Annotated in this window: 1 pseudogene; it reads left to right on the top strand. The window is 66.0% G+C overall.

The features are described from left to right. Positions 1 to 179: pseudogene (locus STRAU_RS43795) on the top strand (site-specific integrase); the annotation flags it as partial. Positions 180 to 382 lie beyond the last annotated feature (203 nt).

Here is a 382-nt window from a genome sequence, read left to right as displayed (position 1 = left end):
ATGACCTCCGTCACGCGGCGGTCTCCACCTGGCTCAGCTCAGGGGTGGAACCTCAGCTCGTGGCCAAGCGCGCCGGCCACAGCATCGCCGTGCTTTTCCGCGTCTACGCCAAGTTCCTCAGCGGAGGAGATGAGGCCGCGAACGCCAAGATCGCCGCCCGCTTGGGGCAGCATGGCTGAAGATCCAGAAAGGCCGTCCACAGCCCGTCCACGCACTTCGAGACGGGGCGTTCGAATGCGAGACAGAGCGAGACAGTCAGCCTGCCACGAAGAGGCACGACAAAGGGCCCGTGACCTGCGATTCACGCAGGTCACGGGCCCTTTGTCGTGTGTGTGCGGCGCAGGATGACTGGGCCTGCTCGCGTTCCAGCGCCACACGGGCC

Origin of the sequence: Streptomyces aurantiacus JA 4570 (assembly GCF_000414115.1) — a bacterium.
GTDB classification, from domain to species: domain Bacteria; phylum Actinomycetota; class Actinomycetes; order Streptomycetales; family Streptomycetaceae; genus Streptomyces; species Streptomyces aurantiacus_A.
The sequence above is the reverse complement of the archived record's forward strand: the minus strand, read 5'-3'. Positions and strand labels throughout refer to the sequence as shown.